Source organism: Streptomyces tubercidicus (assembly GCF_027497495.1).
Taxonomy (GTDB): domain Bacteria; phylum Actinomycetota; class Actinomycetes; order Streptomycetales; family Streptomycetaceae; genus Streptomyces; species Streptomyces tubercidicus.
Map to the genome: position 1 here is coordinate 2327070 of NZ_CP114205.1, position 16882 is coordinate 2343951.

Here is a 16882-nt window from a genome sequence, read left to right on the forward strand (position 1 = left end):
GGCCCGCGCTCAGGCGCGCGGCGGCCGCTGGCAGCGGGGGCAGAAGTAGCTGGAACGGTTCATCCAGGGGCGGCGGCGGATCGGGGTGCCGCAGCGGCGGCAGGGCTCGTCCTCCCGGCCGTAGGCGTCCAGCGAGCGCTCGAAGTAGCCGGACTCACCGTTGACGTTGACATAGAGGCTGTCGAAGGTGGTGCCGCCGACGGCGAGCGCGGCGTTCATCACGTCCCGTACGTGGCCGAGCAGCTCGGCCGTGCGCGGGCGGGTGAAGGTGGCGGTCGGCCGCTCGTAGTGAAGCTTGCTGCGCCACAGCGCCTCGTCCGCGTAGATGTTGCCGACGCCGCTGATCAGCGTCTGGTCGAGCAGCGCGCGCTTGACGGTGGTCCGGCGGCGGCGCAGCGCGTCATGGAAGGCGGCGTCGTCGAAGGCGGGATCGAGCGGATCCCGGGCGATATGGGCGATGACGTCCGGCAGCTGGTCGGCGTCGCCGGGCACGGTGTCGTGCAGCGAGAGGCCGCCGAAGGTGCGCTGGTCGACGAAGCGGAGTTCGGTGTTCAGCTCGTCGGCGAAGCGGATACGGATCCGCAGATGCTTCTCGTCGGGGGCGTCCTGCGGCTGGACCAGCAGCTGGCCGCTCATGCCGAGGTGCGCGAGGATCGCCAGCCCGTGGGTGACGGACGGCGTGACCACCGGAGCGATGCCCTCCGCGGCGGTCTGGGCCGCCGGGCCGCCACCGCTCACCGGGAGCCAGAGGTACTTGCCGCGCCGGTGGGCCGTGCCGAGGCGCAGCCCCATGAGCCGGGCCGCGAAATCGGCCGCCCCGGCCGTGTGCCGGCGGATCGCCCGCGGATGCCGCACCTCGACGGCGTCGATCGTGCGGCCGCTGACCCAGCGCTCCAGTCCGCGGCGTACGACCTCGACCTCGGGCAGCTCGGGCACGAAGGGCTCCTTGGGAACGACGGTGGGGCGAAAGACTTCTGACCCCGTCCGGGGCGACGCGCGGCCGCCCCGGACGGGGTCAGAATCGGTACTTCAGTGTGCCGACGACGAACCGTCGCCGGCGGCCGGAGCCGAGTCCTCGGCCGGCGGCGACGCATCGCCGGAAGCCGCCGCCTTGGCCGCCTCGTCCGCCGCGGCGCGAATCGCACGCCACGCGGACTCGGCCGCCTGCTGCTCGGCTTCCTTCTTGCTGCGGCCGGTGCCGGTGCCGTACGAGACACCACCGACGCGGGCGGCAGCAGTAAAGGTCTTCTCGTGATCGGGGCCGGTCTCGGTGACCAGGTACTCCGGCACGCCGAGACCTTCGGTCGCGGTGAGTTCCTGGAGGCTGGTCTTCCAGTCCAGGCCGGCGCCCAGGCTGGAGGACTTCTCGATGAGCGGGTCGAAGAGCCGGTGCACCAGCTCGCCGGCCGCGTCGAGGCCCTGGTCGAGATAGACCGCGCCGATCACCGCTTCCAGGGTGTCGGCGAGGATCGAAGCCTTGTTCCGGCCGCCCGTGCCCTCTTCGCCCCGTCCGAGGCGGATGAAGGCGCCGAGGTCGAGGCCGCGGCCCACCTCGGCAAGCGCACGCGAGTTGACCACCGCGGCCCGCAGCTTGGCCAGCTGGCCTTCCGGGAGATCGGGGTGGATGCGGTACAGCGTGTCCGTGACCACCAGGCCGAGCACCGAATCCCCGAGGAATTCAAGCCGCTCGTTGGTGGGCAGACCGCCGTTCTCGTATGCGTACGAGCGGTGCGTCAGCGCACGCACCAGAAGGGCGGACTCGAGCTGATACCCGAGCCGCCCTTCCAGAAGCGTGTGCGACGAGGCTGTGTCCGCCGGAGTCGGTTCATCCCCGCGTTTGCGGGAAGTCGAGTTGGCGTCTGACATGAAGCCTGTCACCAGCCGCTCAGACCTCGAGGACCTGGCGCTTGTTGTAGGTGCCGCAGCTCGGGCACGCGATGTGCTGCTGCTTCGGCTCGTGGCAGCGCTCGCACGCCACCAGGGTGGGGACCGCAGCCTTCCACTGCGACCGGCGGTGGCGCGTGTTGCTGCGCGACATCTTCCGCTTCGGAACAGCCACGGCTACTTCTCCTGCTTCTCGTCGACGCCCGCTTCGGCGCCGCCCATGTTGTCCTTCTCGCCGTCCTTGACGGTCCCGGCGAGTCCCTGCAGTGCCGCCCAACGGATGTCGACGGCGTCGTGGTGGTGGTCCGGGTCGTCCGCGAGCCGCACTCCGCAATCGGAGCACAGACCCGGGCAGTCGTCCTGGCACACCGGCTGCATCGGCAGTGCAAGCACCACCGCGTCACGCAGCACGGGTTCGAGGTCGAACAGGTCGTCCTCGACGAAGAGGGTGTCCTCCTCGTCCTCGGCGTCGTCGCCGGCGTCCGCCTCGCGGACCCGGGCATCGGCGTCGGGGTAGGTGAACATCTCCTGGAAGTCCGCGTCGAGCTCTCGCTCCAGCGGCTCCAGACACCTTACGCACTCCCCCTTGACGGTTGCACGGCCGGTGCCTGTGACAAGCACCCCGTCCATGACCGACTCCAGGCGGAGGTCGAGCTCGACCGGCGTGCCGTCGGGCACACCGATGACCTCGTTGCCGAGGTCCCGGGGGGCCTCAACAGAGCGGGAGACCCTCTTGAGCGCACCGGGACGCCGGCCCAGCTCGCGTGTGTCGAACACGAGAGGGGAACGGTGGTCGAGGCGGGCGTTGATGGCTTCCTGCTTTCTACGGGGTTCACGCGCCGCCCGTATTCCGGCTGTGCAGAATTCGGGCAGCAGAAATCGCGGATATACGCGCGACCGAAGAGCCAGGATACTGGACGGGCCCCGATAGGCCCAATCCGCTCCCGGTCCCATTCCCCGGACCGCGGGCGGGACCGCCTACTGGCGCCCCTCCTCGTAGGCCCGGAGCTGGTCCAGGTCGATCATGCTGGTGTCGAAGAGGCTGGTCTCGTCGAGCGCACCGGGCTGGGGGGCATGGCCGTGCGGGGCGTGCTGGGGCTGCTGGGGCACCTGCGGCTGGAGGTACGCGTGGGGGTCGTAGCCCTGCTGCTGGGCCTGCTGGGCCTGCTGGGCCTGCTGGGCCTGCTGCCAGTCGTAGCCGTAGGGATCCTGGTGCCGGCCGTCCTGGGCGTACACCGCCTGCTGCGGCTGCTGATAGCCGTAGGCGTCCTGCTGCGGGTAGGCAGTGGGGTCGTAGTAGCCCTGCTGCTGAAGCTGCGGCTGGAGGGGCTGCTGGTGCTCCTGGGGCAGCTGCTCCTGGGGCTGGGGTTGCTGCTGGGGCATCGGGGGCACCTGGGGCGGCTGCGGGACCGGAGCCGGGACCGGAGCCGGGGCCTGGTCGGCGCCGATGCCCGCCAGGCCGGCGAGGTACTCCGCGTCGGCCTGCGGATGCCCGGACTGCGGATCGCCCTGCGTCGCCAGATGGACGGCCAGCTCATCGATCGCAAGGGCACCCTGGAGCTTGTCGCGGCCCCGGCCGACCGCTTCCAGCGTCTTGGTCAGCACGGCCTGGAACGCCCCGAACTTGGCGTCCACATAGGCGTCGGCGCGCTGCCGGAGGGTCTCCGGGTCGCCGCTGCGCTCGGGGGCCTCGGCGTCCTCGTAGCCCTGCTCGTCGAGCCCGGGGCCACGGCCCAGCAGCTTCTCGCGACCGCGGTCCACGGACCCGATGGTCTTGGTGAGCACGACCTCGAAGTTGGCGAGCTTGCTGTCGACGTAGTCATCGGCCTCGGCGCGGATCTCCTCCGCCTCCCGGCGGGCCTCCGTCAGGATCCGGTCCGCCTCTTCCTGGGACTGCCGGGCGACCTCGGTGTCGGAGATCAGCGAGCCGCGCTGGGCGTGCGCGGTCTCGATGATCCGCTCCGCCTCGGCCCGCGCCTGCTCGACCATCTGCTCCCGGCCGCCGAGCAGCTCCTGCGCCTGGGCGAGGGAGCCCGGCAGTGCCGCGCGCACCTCCTCCAGCATGGCGAGCAGCTCGGCGCGGTTGACCACGCACGAGGCCGACATGGGCATGGACCGGGCGCCGCCGACGGTCGCGACGATGTCGTCGAGCTTCTTCTGCACGTCCACCTTGGACTCGCCACTCTCTGAAGGGTTGTGAACGACGGGAACGGGACGACTGTACGTCCACCGGCGCTCCGCCCGACACCGGCCGACGCCCCCTCAGTCCGTCCTCGGGTGCGGGGCGCCGGAGGCGGTGGTCAGTCCTTCTTGCGCAGGCGCTCGGTGAGCGCTTCGAGAACGAACGGCGGTACCAGGTGGGAGACATCGCCGCCCCAGGCGGCGACCTCCTTGACGAGGCTGGAGGAGAGGAAGCTGTAGGTCGGGTTGGTGGGGACGAAGAGCGTCTCCACACCGGACAGGCCGTTGTTCATCTGGGCCATCTGCAGCTCGTAGTCGAAGTCGCTGACCGCCCGCAGTCCCTTGACGATCGCGGGGATGTCGCGCTGCTTGCAGAAGTCGACGAGCAGTCCGTGGAAGGCCTCGACCTCCACGTTGCCGTACTCGGCGGTGGCCCGGCGGATGAGGTCGATCCGCTCGTCGACGGTGAACAGCCCCTGCTTGGACTGGTTGATCATCACGGCGACATGGACGACGTCGTACAGCTTGGAGGCACGGCCAATGATGTCCAGATGCCCGTTGGTGATGGGGTCGAACGACCCCGGACAGACGGCGCGGCGCAACTCGGTCTCCTTGCTCTCCGGTCCGGTCATGACACGGCTGCTGACGTCGATTCGGCCGACGTCGAAGCGGCGCGACCGTACCAAAGCGTCCCCTCGCCGTAGCGACGGGCCTTGATCGCTTCGAAGCCGTCCGGCCATGGGAACGTGCCGCCTCTGGTGCTGCGTTCCACGGTGACGAGTGCCTGCTCCGCTAGCCACCCCTGACCACGGAGTGTGAGCAGGATCTCGCAGAGATCGGCGTCGGTAACCACATAGGGCGGGTCCAGGAAGACGAGGTCGTACGGCTCGCCCGGGGGCGGTGCGGCGGCGGTCTGTTCGGCCTTGCCGGCCCGGACCTCGACGCCGGGGAGGCCGACCGTACGGACGTTGTCCCGGATGGTGCGCACGGCGCGGGCATCGGCCTCGACCAGCAGCACGTGCGCGGCGCCGCGGGAGAGGGCCTCCAGGCCGACCGCGCCGGAACCGCCGTACAGATCGAGCACCCGGGCACCGGCCAGCGGTCCGTCGAGCGCCTCCCAGGTGGAGAACATGCCCTCGCGCGCCCGGTCGGAGGTGGGGCGGGTGCCGTTTCCCGGTGGTACGGCCAGGCGGCGGCCGCCGGCCGTACCAGCGATCACGCGGGTCATGGGCCCGTCCTTACGTTGTGCGCGGTCGGTGTACTGAGTCGGTGTACTGAGGGGAGCCGGCAGGCTCCGCAGCCTCCACGATATTCCGTCAGCCGACGGCCGGTGTCCGGCCGGAGCGGGCGGGGAGCGCGGTGCGCGGTGATCGATCTCACCCGGCGGCGGGCCGCCGGGCCCGTCCGCCGCGCCCCGTCGTCTCCGCGGCCCGCCGCTCAGCCCTTGTCCAGATACTGCTCCCGTTCGTCGTCCAGCAGGGCGGAGAGCGCGATCCGCAGCTCCGGATATCCGGACAGCTCGGGGTCGGCGGCGACGAGTTCGGTGGCCTCGTCGCGGGCGGCCGCGATCACCTCCTCGTCGTCGATGACCGCGAGCATCCGCAGCGAGGAGCGGACGCCGGACTGCGCCTGGCCGAGGACATCGCCCTCGCGCCGCTGTTCCAGGTCGATACGGGAGAGTTCGAAGCCGTCGAGGGTGCCGGCCACGGCGGCGAGCCGGGCGCGGGCCGGGCTGGCCTCGGGCATCTCGCTGACCAGCAGGCACAGGCCGGGCGCGGAGCCACGGCCGACCCGGCCGCGCAGCTGGTGCAGCTGGGAGACGCCGAAGCGGTCCGCGTCCATGATCACCATGGCGGTGGCGTTGGGGACGTTCACCCCGACCTCGATGACGGTCGTCGCGACCAGGACGTCCAGCTCGCCGGCCGCGAACCGGCGCATCACGTCGTCCTTGTCATCCGGTGCCATCCGGCCGTGCAGCACCGCCACCCGCAGGCCGTCCAGCGGGCCGGTGGTGAGCTGCTCGGCGATGTCGAGCACCGCGAGCGGCGGCCGCTTCTCCGCCACGTCCTCCGGTGAACTCTCTTTCGCCGCCGCGCCCTTGGAGCCCGAAGCGCCCTTCTTCGCCCCCTTGGGCGGCTCCTCCTCGTCGCCGATCCGCGGGCACACCACATAGCCCTGGTGCCCGGCCGCCACCTCTTCGCGGACCCGTTCCCAGGCGCGCGCCAGGAAGTGCGGTTTGTCCTTGGCGGGCACCACATGGCTGGCGATCGGGGAGCGTCCGGCGGGGAGCTGGTCCAGGACGGAGGTCTCCAGATCGCCGAAGACGGTCATGGCGACCGTGCGCGGAATGGGGGTCGCCGTCATGACCAGGAGATGCGGTGGCTGTTTGCCCTTGCCGCGCAGGGCGTCCCGCTGCTCGACACCGAAGCGGTGCTGTTCGTCGACGACGACCAGACCCAGGTCGTGGAACTGCACCTTGTCCTCGATCAGGGCATGGGTGCCGACGACGATGCCGGCCTCGCCGGTGACCAGGTCGAGCAGCGCCTGGCGGCGGGCCGCGGCGCCCATGGAGCCGGTCAGCAGCACCACCTTGGTGCCCCGCTCCGCGCCGCCGAGCATTCCGCCCTCGGCCAGCTCCCCCATCATCTCGGTGATCGAGCGGTGATGCTGCTGGGCCAGGACCTCGGTCGGCGCCAGCATCGCGGCCTGGCCGCCGCTGTCGACCACGCCGAGCATGGCGCGCAGCGCGACCATGGTGTTGTGCGTGACGGTGAAGTGGTCGGTCACATAGGCGTGGTCGGGGTGCGCGACGCTGATGCACTGGACCGGTTTGCGGCCGACGTGCTCGATCGCCTGGATGGTGCGGTGGAAGCCGGGGCCGCCCTCCGGGTGGGCGTCGGACCCGGGCGTCACGGCATGCGCGCGGGCCGGGTCCCGGAACGGCGGACAGCCGTCCGGCAGCGCCACGGAGACGTCGTACGCGCCCCCGTACACCGGCTCCAGCCGGGCAGCGCCCCCCAGGGAGCGCACCAGCCAGGCCAGGTCGTCGGCCAGCGGACCGGCCGCCTCACGGAAGACCGCGGCGCCGCCCGCGGGCCCGCCCCCGGCGTCCATCAGGCCCTGCAGCACGGCCAGCCGGTCCTTGAGGGGGGCGTTGCGGTACGCGGCCGGTACCCGGTCCGCCGGGCGGGCGCCGCTGCCGTCGCCGAGCGCCTGCCCCACCTCGTAGGGGTCGAGCGGGCGGGCCTCGCCACCGTCGAGGTCCACCGGCGTCGCGGGCGCGATGGACCATTTCGGCCGGCCGTCGGCGCCCAGCAGATCGGCGCGTAGTTCCCGGGTGGTCAGCACCCGCTCGCCCGTGCCGCGGGCCGCGACGATCCACAGATGCTCGTCGTCGCACTCGACGGCGCTCCCGTCGGAGAGCACCAGCCGCCACACCTCCCGCTCGCCCTGCGGGAAGACGCCGTCCACCACGGCGAGCTCGCCGCTGGGCACCACCACTTCGGTGCCGACGGCCATCTCCCCCATGGGACGGAAGCCGCGCGGCGTCAGCACCAGGGCGTCCAGCGGCTGGGCCTTGCCGGAGCCCACCTCGCCCTGGAGGAGGCGGTGCATGGGGTGTTCGGTCGCCAGGTCGTCGAAGATCTCCCGGCTGACCTTCTGCTGGCCGTCGGTGAGGGTGAAGGGCAGCTTGGCGTCGAACGCGTCGAGGATGCCGTCCTTGGCCAGGGTCCGTGCCACGGCGGGGAGTTGGGTCTCGGCGCGGCGGCGCCGGGCCAGCGCGACCTGGAGGACGAACGCCTCGTCCCACTTCAGCCGGGATCGCGCATCGGCGATATCGGCCTTACTGGCCGGGCGGTGGATCTTCAGCAGTGCCTCGGTGAGCGGGACCAGCGTCCGGCCCTCGCGCAGCGCCTCCGGCAGCGGGTCGACGGCGTCCTGTGCGCTGGGCAGCACCGCGTCGACCGCCTTGGCGATCTTCCAGGACGCCATCTGCTGGCAGGCCGGGTAGATCGGCATGAGCTGGTTGGCGAAGGCGCTGACCGCGTCGTCACCGTCGTCGTCGGCCGCGCGGTCGAGGAGCTCGTATTCGGGGTGGGCGAGCTGCAGTTTGTGGTTGAAGACCGACACCTTGCCGGCGAACATCGCGCGGCGCCCGGGGAGCAGGTCCTTGTGGGGCTTGTGAATGCCCTTGCCGAAGAAGACCAGCCGGAGGCGGCCGCTGCCGTCGGTGAGCGTCACTTCGAGGCGCTGTCCCCGGCCGCCGTTGAACTTCAGCACCCGGGCGTCCGCGACCTGCGCGACGACCGTGACATGTTCGTCCAGCGGGAGGTCGGCGAGGCGGGTCAGTTCGCCGCGCTCGGCATAGCGGCGCGGATAGTGATGCAACAAGTCGCCGACCGTATGCAGGTCGAGATGCTCGGCCAGCACCTTCGCGGTGGTGCCACCGAGGATTTTCTTCAGGGGTTCGTCGAGCGCTGCCACGACTCCATTGCACACCACACCTGTGACAATCGCGGCTCACTCACCGGTCCGGTGCGCTCACTCCACGCCGATCAGCAGCGGCACCGCATGCTGACCGCCCTCGTACACCACGGTGTCCACGGCGAGATGACGCTCGCGGACATGCCGCTCCAGCCGCTCGGCGAGGGCGTCGGGCGCCTCCGCGCCGAGGACCAGGGTGACCATCTCCCCGCCCGCGGACAGCATCCGGTCGAGCACGGTCATCGCGGTGCGGGTGAGGTCGGCGCCGATCACCGCGACATCGCCGTCGATCAGGCCGAGCACGTCCCCGGCCTGGCAGACCCCGGCCATCGTCCACGACTGCCGCTCGGCGACCGCCAGCTCGGCGTAGCGGGTGGCGCCCGCGGCCGCGGTCATCGCGACCACGTCCTCGTCGAAGCTGCGGTCCGGTTCGTGCACGGCCAGCGCCGCGATGCCCTGGACGGCGGAGCGGGTGGGGATGAGCGCGACCCGTACGCCTTCGGTGCGGGCCTGTTCGGCGGCGGCCGCCGCGGTGTGCCGCAGGTCGGCGTCGTTGGGCAGCAGCATCACCTCACGGGCGTGCGCCTGCCGGATCGCCTGCACCAGTTCGCCGCTGGCGGGCGGCTCCCCGGGGCGTACGGCCACCGGCAGCGCACCGGCCTCCGCACACAGTCCGGCGAGCCCGGCGCCCGGTACCACCGCGACCACGGCCCGCGCCGTCATGGCCGGCTCGTTGGCGCGGGTGACGCCGCCGAAGTGTGTGATGCGGACCCGGTAGGGGCGGCCCGCCTCGATACCGGCCTCCACCGCGGCGCCCGCGTCGTCGACATGGACATGGACATTCCACAGACCGTCCCCGCCGACCACCACCAGGGAGTCGCCGAGCCCGTCGAGCCGGGTCCGCAGCCGCGCCACCGCCGCGTCCGCGGCCTCCAGCAGATAGATCACCTCGAAGGCGGGCCCGTCCGGGTCCCCGCGGCGGTCCGCGGCCGCCCCGTCCACGACCTCGCAGCCGGCCGCCTCGGGGAGCGGGGCGTCGGCCCGTACGGCGACCGGTGTCGCCGAGACCTCCCCGGACAGCGCGTCGGCGAGCGCCCCCAGCAGCGCGACCAGACCGCAGCCACCGGCGTCCACCACACCGGCCCGGCCGAGGACCGCGAGCTGGCCGGGGGTCGCCTGCAGCGCGGTACGGGCCCCCTCGTGGGCGGCGCGGGCGACCTCGGCGGCCCCGGGGGCCCCGGCGGCGGCCCGCTCGGCGGCGTCGGCGGCGGCGGTCGCGACCGTCAGCACGGTGCCCTCCACAGGGTGCGCGACGGCCTCGTACGTCGATGCGGCGGCCCGGCGCAGCGCCTGCCGCAGTGCGTCGGCCGAACCGTCGGTGGCCGCCAGCACCTCGGTCATCCCGCGCAGCAGCTGCGCCACGATCGTGCCGGAGTTGCCGCGCGCCCCGATGAGCGCCCCGTGGGCCATGGCGCCGATCGCGTCGGCGAGGCGGGGCGCGGTGCCGGCGGAGGTGTGCCCGTCGAAGGCGGCCTCGACCGCGCGGGCGGCCGATTCGAGCGTCAGATAGAGGTTGGTGCCGGTGTCGCCGTCGGCCACCGGATAGACGTTGATGGCGTCGATCCGCTCGCGTTCCCGGCCGAGCGCCTCCAGAGCCAGCCCGCACCAGGAGCGGACCGCGGCGGCGTCGAGCGGGTGGGGCACGTCGTCCTCCTGGGTCGCGGGATGCACCGCACAGTAGCCGCGCTCCGTGAGGGCGGCCGGGGCGGGGGGACCGGGGGTGCGTGGTAGTTTCGTTCTACGGGAGCGGTCGTTGTATGCTGCTCCGGTTGCCCGATGAGAATCGGGCCATTCCTCTCCTGACGGTGCCGGTCGGGCAATGCACTCGGCTCGTCGGGATTTCACCGTAAGTGCATCTGAAGTCTTTGGAGTGACCCGTGGCTGCCAACTGCGACGTCTGCGGCAAGGGGCCGGGCTTCGGCAAGAGTGTCTCGCACTCGCATCGCCGCACCAACCGTCGTTGGAACCCCAACATCCAGACGGTGCGTGCAGTGATCGGGCGCACGCCTAAGAAGCTGAACGCCTGCACCTCGTGCATCAAGGCCGGCAAGGTCTCGCGCTGACGTCTTAGCCGTAGCGCAGCCCAGCCGGTTGCTTGTGAAGCCGGTCCACCCACGCGGTGGGCCGGCTTCTGCCGTTCCCGGGGCCGTGCGCCGCACTGTTCCCCCGTCGTGGTGCGGTCCCGGCGGCGCCCGCCCCTGGCGCCGCCGTGCGCCCCGTCAGAGCGTGCCGCGCGAGCGCCAGCCGTGGTCCACCGGGCCGATCCCCGCACCGAGCCGGAAGCCGGCCGCGAGAGCGCCGGTGACGTAGTCCTTCGCCGCCGCGGCGGCCTGCGGGACGGTGTCCCCCTTGGCGAGCTGCGCGGCCAGTGCGCTGGCGAGGGTGCAGCCGGTGCCGTGGGTGTGCCGGTTGTCGTGGCGGGGCGCGCGCAGCCAGTGCTCCTCGGTCCCGTCGGTGAGCAGATCCACGGAACTGTCACCGGACCGGTGGCCGGCCGCCAGATGGCCGCCCTTGATGAGCGCCCAGCGCGGCCCGAAGTCCAGGATCGCGGCGGCCGCCCGCCGCATATCGGCCTCTTCCCCGACGCGGATTCCGGTCAGCTGGGCGACCTCGTCCAGGTTGGGGGTGGCGACGGTGGCCGTCGGCAGCAGTGCGCCGCGGACCGCGTCCAGCGCGGTGGCGGCGAGCAGCGCGTCGCCGTGCTTGGAGACCCCTACGGGATCGATGACCACCGGGACCCGCAGTTCGGCGAGCAGTTCCGCGACGGTTTCGACGAGTTCGGCCGAGGAGAGCATCCCGGTCTTCACCGCCTGTACGCCGATGTCGTCGACGACGCTGCGGAACTGGGCCCGTACGGCCTCGGCGGGCAGCTCCCACGCGCCCTGCACACCCAGGGAGTTCTGGGCGGTGACGGCGGTGACCACGCTCATGCCGTGGGTGCCGAGCGCCAGCATCGTCTTCAGGTCGGCCTGGATGCCCGCGCCGCCGCCGGAGTCGGATCCGGCGACGGTCAGGACGCGTGGAGGTGTGTGCATACCGCCGAATCTACTCGGCGGCGCACCGCGGTTCCGCGGGCGCCCGTGGCCCCTATCCCTGACGGGATCAGCCGTCATCCCCGTCGTCGCCGAAGTGGTCCCAGCCGGCCTTCACCCACGGGGCGCCGTCCACCGTCACCTGGGGCAGCGCGGAGGGGTGGAGCACCTCGCCGATGACCTTCCACCGGGCGGGCAGCTTCACATCGGGCGGGAAAGTGGCCACGATCGCGTGATCTTCACCGCCGTTGAGCACCCACTGCATCGGGTCGACGCCGACGGCGGTGCCGATGTCGGACATCTGCGTGGGGATGTCGATACCGGCGGACCGCAGATCGATCCGGACCTTGCTGGCGTCGGCGATGTGCCCGAGGTCGGCGACCAGTCCGTCGCTGACGTCCGTCATGGCGGTGGCGCCGAGTCCGGCGGCGGCCGGGCCCGCGTGGTATGGCGGCTCGGGGCGGCGGTGGGCCTCCACGAAGGCGCGCGGCGAGCGGAAACCGCGGGAGAGGACGGCGTGCCCGGCGGCGGACCAGCCGAGCCAGCCGGTCACCGCGACCACGTCGCCGGGCTGGGCACCGGCCCGGGTGACCGGCTCCTGGTTGCGCAGATCGCCGAGCGCGGTGATGGCGACGGTGATGGTGTCGCCGCGTACGACGTCCCCGCCGACCACCGCGGCGCCCGCCACCTGGCACTCGTCGCGCAGCCCGTCCATCAGCTCGGTCGGCCAGGTCGCGGGGAGATCCGCGGGGACCACCAGGCCGAGCAGGATCGCGGTGGGCACCGCGCCCATCGCCGCGATGTCGGCGAGGTTCTGTGCGGCGGCCTTGCGGCCGACGTCGTAGGCGGTGGACCAGTCGCGCCTGAAGTGCCGGCCCTCCAGGAGGATGTCGGTGCTGGCGACCACCCTGCGGTCCGGCGCGGTGACCACCGCGGCATCGTCACCCGGCCCGATCCGTACGGCCGGAGTGGTGGTGAGCCGGGAGGTGAGCTCCCTGATCAGCCCGAACTCCCCCAGCTCGCCCACGGTGCCCTTCATGCTGTTGCCCTTCCCATGTGTACGGACGGTCCGTACGTGGCTGACGACTGTGCCGTACTTGCCGAGTTCACCGCGCGGGTCTCCCCGCTCCGCTCGGTGACGCGGTACCGTGGCGTCCCTTCTTCCCACATGATCCTCGTAGCCGCCCTGGAGGTTCCGTGGTACAGGCCTACATCCTGATCCAGACCGAGGTCGGCAAGGCCTCGGCGGTAGCTGAGGTGATCTCCAAGATCCACGGCGTGCTGCAGGCCGAGGACGTGACCGGGCCCTATGACGTCATCGTGCGCGCCCAGGCCGGCACCGTCGACGAGCTGGGCCGCATGGTGGTCGCGAAGGTCCAGCAAGTGGACGGCATCACCCGCACCCTCACCTGCCCGGTGGTGCATATCTAGCTCCCCGTATCCTCGGCCGGGTGATCTCTGCGCGCCGCCGGCACCTGGCCCTGCCCGTGCTCACCGTGCTGTTCGCCGCGGTGGGCTGCTCCCCTTCCGAGGACGTGGCCGCCCCCTCCCCCGAGGGGGCGGCGGCGCGGTACTGCAAGGCGCTCCACAGGGAACTGCCGGACACCGCGGACGGGCTGGAGCGGGGCAACGCCGAGCCGGCCTCCGACTTCACTGCCATGTGGGGCGATCCTGCCGTGAAACTGCGCTGCGGGGTACCGAAGCCCGACGTCCTGACGTACGGGAGTGAACATTACAACCCCTACGCGGACGCGGCGGAAGTCAACGGGGTCCGATGGCTCTTCGAGAAGCAGGACGACGGCTATCGCTTCACGACCGTGCTGCGCAAGGCCTATGTCGAGGTGACCGTGCCCGGGAAGTACGCCCCCGAGGTCAATGTGCTCACCGACCTCGCGGGCGCCGTGAAGAAGACCGTTCCCGTAGGGGTCTAGGGGGCGGCATCCCGGGACCGGTCCACCGGGTCGGAACGGGACCGGCCCGGGGAACCGGAGTGGCTCAGCGCAGCCCCGTCGAGCGGTCCAGCGCGGCCTGGAGCAGCCGGTCGATCAGCTCCGGGTAGCTCACCCCGCTCTCCTGCCACATCCGCGGGTACATCGAGATGGGCGTGAAGCCGGGCAGGGTGTTGATCTCGTTGATCACGAACTCGCCGTTGTCCTGCAGGAAGAAGTCCGCGCGCACCAGGCCCTCGCAGGACGCCGCCTCGAAGGCCGCGACCGCCAGTTCCTGAACCTGCGCGGTCTGCCCGTCAGTCAGCGGCGCCGGGACGATCCCGTCGGCCGAGTCGATGTACTTGGCCTCGAAGTCGTAGAAGTCATGCGCGGTGACCGGCGGGATCTCGGCCGGGACGCTGGCCCGCGGGCCGTCCTCGAACTCCAGCACCCCGCACTCGATCTCGCGGCCGCGCAGCAGCGACTCCACGAGGATCTTGGGGTCGTGCCGACGGGCCTCCTCGATCGCCTCGTCCAGGCCGCCGAGGTCGTCGACCTTGGTGATGCCCATGGACGAGCCGGCCCGTGCGGGCTTCACGAAGAGCGGCCAGCCGTGCTCCGCGGCGAAGTCCACGATCTTCCGGCGGGCTGCCGCCGGATCCCTGTCCCACTCCCGCGGGCGGATGACCTCGTACGGGCCGACCGGCAGCCCGAAGGAGGTGAACACCCGCTTCATGTAGTCCTTGTCCTGGCCGACGGCGGAGGCGAGCACGCCGGAGCCGACGTAGGGCACCCCGGAGAGCTCCAGCAGGCCCTGGAGGGTGCCGTCCTCCCCGTAGGGGCCGTGCAGGACGGGGAAGACGACGTCGACCTCGCCGAGCGCCTTGGGCACCGAGCCCGGCTCGTTGTAGACGACCTCGCGGTTGGTCGGGTCGACGGGGAGCACCACGCCGCCCTCGGTGGACTCGGCGAGCGCGGCCACGGTGGGCAGCTGCCGGTCCGCGATGGCCATCCGCTCCGGGTCGTCGGCGGTCAGCGCCCAGCGGCCGTCGGTGGTGATGCCGATGGGCAGCACGTCGTACTTCTCGCGGTCGATGGCGCGCAGCACGGCGCCGGCCGTGAGCACGGAGATGGCGTGCTCGGAGCTGCGGCCGCCGAACACGACGGCGACGCGGGGCTTGTGGGAGGTGGTCTCGCTGCTCATATCGGGTTGAGGGTACCTGCTGACCGGGACGGAGTCAGTGCTGCGGCGGCCGTTGGTGGCGTCGCGCCCGGATGCCGTGGGTGACGGACCCGGGCGAACGGCGCCGGACCGCCGCATTCGGTGCCGCGTCGCCGTGGTCAGTGCCGCTCGGACTTGGCGCTGCGCGACATCAGGTCCTTCAGCGCGACCATCGGCGGCTTGCCCTCGTGGACGATCTCCACGACCGTCTCGGTGAGCGGCATGTCGACACCGTGCCGGCGGGCCAGATCCAGCACGGATTCGCAGGACTTGACGCCTTCGGCGGTCTGCTTGGTGACCGCGATGGTCTCCTGGAGAGTCATCCCCCGGCCGAGGTTGGTGCCGAAGGTGTTGTTACGCGACAGCGGCGAGGAGCAGGTGGCGACCAGGTCGCCCATGCCCGCCAGACCGGCGAAGGTGTGCGCGTCGGCCCCCATGGCCAGGCCGAGCCGGGTGGTCTCGGCGAGACCGCGGGTGATCAGGGACGCCTTGGCGTTGTCGCCCAGGCCCATGCCGGTGGCGATGCCGACGGCGAGCGCGATGACGTTCTTGACCGCGCCGCCCAGTTCACAGCCCACCACGTCGGTGTTGGTGTACGGGCGGAAGTACGCGGTGTGGCAGGCGGCCTGGAAGCGCCGGGCGACCGCCTCGTCGGCGCAGGCCACGACGGCGGTGGCGGGCTGCCGGGCGGCGACCTCCTTGGCGAGGTTGGGTCCGGTGAGCACCGCGACCCGCTCCGCGGGCACCTTGGCGACCTCCTCGATGACCTCGCTCATGCGCTTGGCCGTGCCCAGTTCGACGCCCTTCATCAGGGAGACCAGGACCGTGTCGGCGGGCAGCAGGGGCGCCCATTCGGCGAGATTGGCGCGCAGCGTCTGGGCGGGGACGGCCAGTACGGCGAACTCCGCACCGTGGGCCGCTTCCGCCGGGTCGGTGGTGGCCCGTACGGACGCGGGGAGCTCGACCCCCGGCAGGTAGTCGGGGTTGGTACGCCCGGTGTTGATGGCGTCGACCAGGGCCGCGCGGCGCCCCCACAGGGTCACCTCGCATCCCGCGTCGCCGAGCACCATCGCGAAGGCGGTACCCCAGGACCCCGTGCCGTAGACGGCGCAGCGCGTCACTTGCTTTCATCCTCCTGTGCCTGCTGGGTGCTTCGGGCCTGCTGCGGGCCGACGGCCGGTTCGGGGGCGGCGGCCGGCTGGGCGGGGGGCGCGGCCGCTCCGGCGCCCTGGATGGCCTTGGCGGCTTCCCGTGCGGCGCGGCGGTCCCGGGCGATCGCCTTGCGCCAGTCGTACGGTTCGGCCGGCGCGGGCTCACCGCGGACGACGGCCAGCTGCTCGGTGATCGCGGACATGATGACGTCGGTGGCGGCCCGCAGCACCTCGGCGGTCGGTTCCCGGTCGTAGAAGGCGCTCAGGTCGACCGGCGGTCCGGCCTGCACCCGCAGCGTCTTGCGCGGCAGGAGACGGAGCTTCTTCTCCTTGGCATACGGCGGCATCGCGTCGTTGGCGCCCCACTGCGCGACGGGAATGACCGGCGCCTTCGTCAGCAGGGCGACCCGCGCGGCGCCCGTCTTGCCCTGCATGGGCCACAGCTCGGGGTCGCGGGTGAGGGTGCCCTCGGGGTAGAAGGCGACGCATTCGCCCTTGTCGATGGCGGTGACGGCGGCGCGGAACGCGTTGGCGGCGTCGGTGGTTTCCCGGTAGACGGGGATCTGTCCGGTGCCGCGCATCATCAGACCGACAAAGCCGCTCTTGAAGAGTCCGGCCTTGGCGAGGAATCGGGGGACCCGCCCGGTGTTGTACTGATAGTGCGCATAGGAGAGTGGATCAAGATACGAGTTGTGGTTGACCGCGGTGATAAATCCGCCGTCGGCCGGAATGTGCTCCATTCCCTGCCAGTCCCGCTTGAACAGAACCAAGAGCGGCGGTTTGCAGATGACCGCTGCCAAGCGGTACCAGAAGCCGATTCTGCGGCGGGACACTGGAACACCCTCCTTGTGGGACCTGCGAAGCTGCTGCGGGCCGGCAGCCGCACAAGTGTCGCCCCAGGTACCCGCTATGTCGAGAACACCGTAACCCCGGCGCTCC

At 71.8% G+C, this 16882-nt stretch carries 17 protein-coding genes; 3 read left to right on the top strand and 14 right to left on the bottom strand.

The genetic code is table 11. The annotated features are described in order from the left end of the window. Positions 1-9: 9 nt before the first annotated feature. The 9 genes from mutM to STRTU_RS09845 all read right to left on the bottom strand — a co-directional run bounded on the left by mutM (position 10) and on the right by STRTU_RS09845 (position 10254). Complete coding sequence (mutM, locus tag STRTU_RS09805) at positions 10-936, bottom strand: bifunctional DNA-formamidopyrimidine glycosylase/DNA-(apurinic or apyrimidinic site) lyase (protein WP_159743194.1); 927 nt, start codon at positions 934-936, stop codon at positions 10-12. Positions 937-1029: 93 nt separating this feature from the next. Further along, the gene (gene rnc / locus STRTU_RS09810) at positions 1030-1866 is read right to left on the bottom strand and encodes a ribonuclease III (protein WP_159743195.1); all 837 of its coding nucleotides are present in this window, start codon (positions 1864-1866) and stop codon (positions 1030-1032) included. 19 nt (positions 1867-1885) lie between these two features. After that, entirely contained in the window at positions 1886-2059 is a 174-nt protein-coding gene (gene rpmF / locus STRTU_RS09815) for a 50S ribosomal protein L32 (protein WP_003951102.1), read from the bottom strand. Positions 2060-2061: 2 nt separating this feature from the next. Beyond that, the gene (locus tag STRTU_RS09820) at positions 2062-2694 is read right to left on the bottom strand and encodes a YceD family protein (protein ID WP_174878950.1); all 633 of its coding nucleotides are present in this window, start codon (positions 2692-2694) and stop codon (positions 2062-2064) included. 168 nt (positions 2695-2862) lie between these two features. Next, positions 2863-4053 carry an ATP synthase F0 subunit B gene (locus tag STRTU_RS09825; RefSeq protein ID WP_159743196.1) on the bottom strand — a complete coding sequence of 397 codons (1191 nt, stop codon included), beginning with the start codon at positions 4051-4053 and terminating at the stop codon, positions 2863-2865. A 131-nt stretch (positions 4054-4184) separates the two neighbouring features. Further along, positions 4185-4697, bottom strand: coding sequence for a pantetheine-phosphate adenylyltransferase (gene coaD, locus STRTU_RS09830; protein ID WP_159743197.1), 513 nt, complete (start codon positions 4695-4697; stop codon positions 4185-4187). After that, the gene (rsmD, locus tag STRTU_RS09835) at positions 4694-5293 is read right to left on the bottom strand and encodes a 16S rRNA (guanine(966)-N(2))-methyltransferase RsmD (RefSeq protein ID WP_159743198.1); all 600 of its coding nucleotides are present in this window, start codon (positions 5291-5293) and stop codon (positions 4694-4696) included. Before rsmD ends, coaD begins: the two co-directional genes overlap by 4 nt. A 209-nt stretch (positions 5294-5502) precedes the next feature. Next, a complete protein-coding gene (locus tag STRTU_RS09840) occupies positions 5503-8550 on the bottom strand; it encodes a helicase-related protein (protein WP_159743199.1) in 3048 nt (1015 codons plus the stop codon). 57 nt (positions 8551-8607) lie between these two features. Continuing rightward, positions 8608-10254 carry a DAK2 domain-containing protein gene (locus STRTU_RS09845; RefSeq protein WP_159743200.1) on the bottom strand — a complete coding sequence of 549 codons (1647 nt, stop codon included), beginning with the start codon at positions 10252-10254 and terminating at the stop codon, positions 8608-8610. Positions 10255-10487: 233 nt separating this feature from the next. Here STRTU_RS09845 and rpmB point away from each other — a divergent pair, with 233 nt between their 5' ends. Next, a complete protein-coding gene (gene rpmB / locus STRTU_RS09850; protein ID WP_006602870.1) occupies positions 10488-10673 on the top strand; it encodes a 50S ribosomal protein L28 in 186 nt (61 codons plus the stop codon). A gap of 156 nt (positions 10674-10829) precedes the next feature. On the opposite strand, the gene thiD is transcribed toward rpmB, so the two are convergent. Both thiD and STRTU_RS09860 read right to left on the bottom strand, forming a co-directional pair. After that, positions 10830-11645 (bottom strand): bifunctional hydroxymethylpyrimidine kinase/phosphomethylpyrimidine kinase, encoded by an 816-nt coding sequence (gene thiD / locus STRTU_RS09855; protein WP_159743201.1) that lies wholly within the window; start codon positions 11643-11645, stop codon positions 10830-10832. Positions 11646-11712: 67 nt separating this feature from the next. Next, positions 11713-12681, bottom strand: a complete 969-nt coding sequence (locus STRTU_RS09860; protein WP_159743202.1) for a thiamine-phosphate kinase — start codon at positions 12679-12681, stop codon at positions 11713-11715. A gap of 158 nt (positions 12682-12839) precedes the next feature. Between STRTU_RS09860 and STRTU_RS09865 the strand changes: the two genes are divergently transcribed. Then, the gene (locus STRTU_RS09865) at positions 12840-13073 is read left to right on the top strand and encodes an Lrp/AsnC ligand binding domain-containing protein (RefSeq protein WP_159743203.1); all 234 of its coding nucleotides are present in this window, start codon (positions 12840-12842) and stop codon (positions 13071-13073) included. Positions 13074-13093: 20 nt separating this feature from the next. Further along, a complete protein-coding gene (locus tag STRTU_RS09870; RefSeq protein ID WP_159743204.1) occupies positions 13094-13573 on the top strand; it encodes a DUF3515 domain-containing protein in 480 nt (159 codons plus the stop codon). A 64-nt stretch (positions 13574-13637) separates the two neighbouring features. On the opposite strand, the gene STRTU_RS09875 is transcribed toward STRTU_RS09870, so the two are convergent. From STRTU_RS09875 to STRTU_RS09885, 3 genes are all read right to left on the bottom strand, one after another. Beyond that, complete coding sequence (locus STRTU_RS09875) at positions 13638-14774, bottom strand: D-alanine--D-alanine ligase family protein (RefSeq protein WP_159743205.1); 1137 nt, start codon at positions 14772-14774, stop codon at positions 13638-13640. A gap of 137 nt (positions 14775-14911) precedes the next feature. Then, positions 14912-15913: an NAD(P)H-dependent glycerol-3-phosphate dehydrogenase gene (locus STRTU_RS09880; protein ID WP_159743206.1), complete on the bottom strand. Its 1002-nt coding sequence runs from the start codon at positions 15911-15913 to the stop codon at positions 14912-14914. Next, positions 15910-16776, bottom strand: a complete 867-nt coding sequence (locus STRTU_RS09885; RefSeq protein WP_159743207.1) for a lysophospholipid acyltransferase family protein — start codon at positions 16774-16776, stop codon at positions 15910-15912. The genes STRTU_RS09880 and STRTU_RS09885 overlap by 4 nt, the downstream gene beginning before the upstream one ends. Positions 16777-16882 lie beyond the last annotated feature (106 nt).